General features: G+C 67.5%; 4 protein-coding genes and 1 pseudogene. All 5 read right to left on the reverse strand.

The window, feature by feature from the left end; translation table 11 throughout:
* A pseudogene (locus GORHZ_RS07515) lies at positions 1-987 on the reverse strand (hypothetical protein); the annotation flags it as partial.
* A gap of 83 nt (positions 988-1,070) precedes the next feature.
* On the reverse strand, positions 1,071-1,505 hold the full coding sequence (locus GORHZ_RS07520) for a DUF6788 family protein (RefSeq protein ID WP_006331661.1): 435 nt from the start codon (positions 1,503-1,505) through the stop codon (positions 1,071-1,073).
* Positions 1,506-1,577: 72 nt separating this feature from the next.
* Positions 1,578-1,823, reverse strand: a complete 246-nt coding sequence (locus tag GORHZ_RS07525) for a recombinase family protein (protein ID WP_157205105.1) — start codon at positions 1,821-1,823, stop codon at positions 1,578-1,580.
* 135 nt (positions 1,824-1,958) lie between these two features.
* Positions 1,959-3,026, reverse strand: a complete 1,068-nt coding sequence (locus GORHZ_RS07530; protein ID WP_006331668.1) for an isopenicillin N synthase family dioxygenase — start codon at positions 3,024-3,026, stop codon at positions 1,959-1,961.
* Between the two features lie 75 nt (positions 3,027-3,101).
* Positions 3,102-4,367: an MFS transporter gene (locus GORHZ_RS07535; protein ID WP_040530651.1), complete on the reverse strand. Its 1,266-nt coding sequence runs from the start codon at positions 4,365-4,367 to the stop codon at positions 3,102-3,104.
* Between the last annotated feature and the right edge of the window lie 11 nt (positions 4,368-4,378).

Here is a 4,378-nt window from a genome sequence, read left to right on the forward strand (position 1 = left end):
GGCGAGGAGTGGATCGAGTGTGGGCAGCAGGGTTTCGGTAGTGGTGACCAGGTGTTCGATGTCGCCGGTGTCGAGGTCGGCCAGGCGGGCCTGGAGCCACTGGTCGTGGTCGGGGCCGAGGGGGTCGGTGAGCAGATCGGCCAGGGCGTGGAGGTGTTCGCGGGCGTGGTAGAGGTCGACGATGGGGGTGGCGTGCGGCCACCTGGCGGTGGCGAGGTTCCAGATCCAGGCGGCGCCGTCGCCGAGGACGACGAGTTGGCGGATCCGCTCGGCGCCGCGGCGGGTGGCTTCGGCGGCGGCCAGGGGTGCGAAGTCGCCGACGGTGGCGAAGCTGGCGACGTAGCTGGTGGAGTCGGGGTCACGAATCGGTCGGCCGTCGTCATCGACAGCGGTTTGGGTGAACACGGCGGCCAGTTTCACCTCGCGGGTGTGGGCGCGGCCGTCGGGGCCCTTACCGGCGCGTCCGGCGACGGCGGCAGCGGTCATGGGGACGCCGGTGCCGTCGATGGCGATGTAGAGCTTGTCGGGCAACGGCTGTTCGGCGGGTGTCAGGACGGTGACCTCGCCTTGGCAGATGGCGGCCGATTCGCGGGTTTGGCGGTCGGCGGCAGCGGCCCCGTCGGTTTCGGCGGAACGTTCGATACGTTTGGTGCCCAGCCTGATTCCGGCCAGCTCGGCCAGCAGGGTGGAGGCGGCGGCGAACGGGGCGGCTGCGGCGGCGACCGCGGTGATCTTGCGGAGCCCGGGTGACAGGGAGGCGTCGGCGACGCCGAGTTCGTCATCACGCGGGAGCACGCCGTGGCCGCAGTCGGCGCAGTGGTAGTAGCCGCGACGCACGGTGATCGCGCCGAGCACGGTGGTGATCGTCTTGTCCCGGTAGCCGACGAACCGTGCGCTGTGCCCGTCACCGCAGTCCACGCGAGGGCCGCGGTAGCCGCCGTCGGCACCCAACAACTGCTCGAGCAGACTGGCTCCGATCTGGGTCATCGCGGCCCGGATCGCGGTCTCGACCCCAGCCAGGTCTGCATCGGTGCGGCCCAGTCCGGTGGTGGCCAGCCTGGCGAGGCGGTCTATTTCGGCGGCGATCTGCGTCGTGATCTGGTCGGCGATCTCGATGGCGGGCCCCCTTTTTCGGCCTGTGTCGAGGCCGGCGCGACAGGGACCTCGCCACCGGGCGGGCGGGCCTCGCAGATCGCTTCGTTGACCGCCACGATCTGTTCGGACACATCAGCGAACCGCTGGTAGTTGGCGATCTCGGCGCGCACCTTGTGCACCTCCTCCGGCGCCAGTTGCCGGCCCTTGGTGCGCCGCCCGGACACTGTGCGCGTCCACAGATAGCGGGGTCCGTGACCGGGATGATCCGGCCGGGCGCAGGCGCAATTCGGTTTGCCGCAGCGGCGGTAGTTCTCGCTGACCGAGCCGCGCCGGAAATCGCCGGTCGCCGCCAACTCGGCGAACAACTGTTCTCGCGCTGCTTCCAACTCCTCCAACGACCGATCAGCCACCACCCACTCCAATCTGGTTGTCTAATACACAACCAGACTATCGGCCCACCAGCAACAACAGAGGTCACCTACTTACGTGTCGCACACCCGACGAATCCTCGGATGTTTCCCGGACACACCGGACCCGACCTCACACACCACCTCGCCCACCACATGCCCGTTGGCGGTGGCCCACTCGGTCAGGCGCGCGACCTGCCGGTCCAGATCCGAACGCTGATCACCCGAGGACACCCGCGCATAAACAACCACCCGCCCCGCAGGCGACACCTCGCCGACATCAACCAAGACCGTCCCCGACTCCAAACGGCGCGCAGCCACCGGCAACCGGTCCTCCCGAAACCACCGATACGCAGTCTACGGATGCACACCCTGCATCCGCGCCCACCCGGCCAACTTCACCGCACTCAGCAAAACACACATTCGATCACGTTTACTCACAAACCCCAGAACAGTTCACAACCCCCGCCGCATCGCCTGCCGCACCCGATCAGCCTCCCGTCGGGCGTAGGGATTCGGTTGCCCCGCGCGCGAGCCCGCGAGTTTGGCACCGATGTGCTCGCCGACGGTGATCGGCGAGTAACGACTCCCCGCGCCCACACACGACGGCAGGGTGGAGATCATGGCGTCGATGTTGCCGTCGTGGAAGAAGGCGGCGGATCGTCGACGTTCGATGGAGCCGTCGACGATCGGCGGCTTCACCCGGTGCAGTGTGGAGGTCCACCGTTCATTCGTCCACCGGGCCATCAGGTCGCCGAGGTTGATCAGCAACGCACCGTCGACGGGTGTGACGTCGTGCCAGATGCCGTGGTGGTCGAGGACCTGAAGACCCCTGACCTGGTCGGCCCACAGGACGGTGACGATGCCATAGTCGGTGTGCTCGCCCATACCGGTCAGCTCGCCGTCGAGGTCGACATCCCCCGGGGGCAGCGCGTAATTGTTCATCCGGAGCACGTCGACCGAGTGGTCGGTATAGCCGTCGAAGAAGTCCGGCGGGAGATCGAGCGCGTCGGCGAAGATGCGGGTCAGGGTATGCGCGACCCGGGACGCCTCACCGAAGTAGGCCGACACCGCGGCCTGAAAATGCTCAACCTCGGGCCAGGTGTTGGTGGCGTATTGGTCGGTGGGCAGATCCAGATCGGGGTAGGAACTCGCCTCGACGCCGACGTTGAATGCCTCGAAGAAGTCGTTCATGCGGTTCGCCGACTCGACGCCCAAGCTCAACGACAGCGATTCCGATTTGGGCGGTGCATAGCCGCGATTGATCTCCGGTGCCGTGCGGTAGGCCTTCTTTTGCTCGATCGGTAGCGCGAAGAAGTCGTCCATGACCGCCGTGAACTCCTCGAGCACCACGCTAGGGATCTGGTGGCCGACGATCTGCATGAACCCGACCACACTGGCGGCATCATCGATCTGGGCAGCGACCACTGCGCGCTCGGCCGCATCGCCGTTGGCGATGTACGGACTGATGTCGATGACAGGCACCGAGAACGTGCCCGCAGGGTTGTCGACCGGCGCACTCATGGCACCATAGTGGCACCGAATCGCCGAACGTGCTGATCAGGAGGCGTGTCGCCGCCCTCGGGGCTGACGGTTTCGTCAGGCGTGCTGCCCGGCACGATAGGCCACGAACGATGGAATGGCCAGGGCCGCAACGACGGTGAAGACGACCACCGCGACGCCGCCGGCCGTCGTCGTGAGCGCCACCCCGATCGACGCGGCCGCGGTGCCGTGCAGCACGTCGGCGATACGCGGACCACCCGCGACCACCACGATGAACACCCCCTGCAGCCGGCCCCGGACCTCGTCGGTGGCCGCCGCGAGCAGGATCGACTGCCGGAAGGCCGCCGATGCCATATCGGCCGCACCTCCGATCATCAACAACACGAGCGCCACCGGCAGCATGGGCAGCGCCGTCCCGCCCGCGAAACCCACGGCGATGCCGACGCCGGTGATGGCCAGACCCCACATGATGATGCACACGATGACCGCGAGGCCCTGCCGCTGGACGTGGCCGACCCAACCGGAAAAGACACCACCGACGACCGCGCCGGCCGAGATCGCGATGAACAGCAGGGCGAAGGCGATGCCGCCGCTGGATGGACCGCCGAAGTTCTCGTGCGCCATCTGCGGGAACAGCGCCCGCGGCATGCCGAAGACCATCGCGATGAGGTCGACGAGGAACGAGGCCATGAGGATCTTGTGACCGGCCAGGTAGCGCAGGCCGTCGATGACCGATCGCATACCTGCGACCTTCGGAGCGTCTCCTTCAGGGCGTAGTGCCGGGAGGGCGATGACGGCGAGCAGCGTCGGGAGCAGGAAGAGGGTGTCGGCCAGGTAGAGCCGCGAGTAGCCGAGGACCGGGATGAGTGCACCCCCGACGAGAGGACCGGCGATCGCGCCGGCCTGCATCACGGTCATGTTCAGCGATAGCGCCGCCGGCAGCTGCCCCGCGGGCAGCAGCCGGGGCAAGATCGCGGTACGGGTGGGCTGGTTGACGGCGAAAAAAGCCTGCTGAACGGCGAAGAGCGACAGGATGATCCACACGTTGTCGACGCCGGTGGCGGCCTGGGCCCAGAACAATGCGCTACACCCGATGAGCCCGACCGTGGAGATGATCAGCAGCACGCGCCGGTCGAGGACGTCGGCGAGGGCACCGCCCCACAGGCCGAAGATGACCAGCGGCACGAGCCCGAAGATGCCGGTCAGCCCGACATAGGCAGAACTCCCGGTGATCTCGTAGATCTGCGCCGGCACCGCGACGACGGTGAGCTGTGCCCCGATGACCGTGACGATGTTCGCCAGCCACAACCGCCGGAAGTAGGGATTCCGCAGCGGCGCGGTGTCGGCGAGCAGGCGAGGCACCAGAGAAGCTT

This window comes from Gordonia rhizosphera NBRC 16068 (genome assembly GCF_000298195.1).
GTDB classification, from domain to species: domain Bacteria; phylum Actinomycetota; class Actinomycetes; order Mycobacteriales; family Mycobacteriaceae; genus Gordonia; species Gordonia rhizosphera.

What these genes read in the sequence shown, in the direction of transcription:
- GORHZ_RS07530 (WP_006331668.1), bottom strand. Translation starts at nt 3,026, where the DNA reads ATGAGTGCGCCGGTCGACAACCCTGCGGGCACGTTCTCGGTGCCTGTC.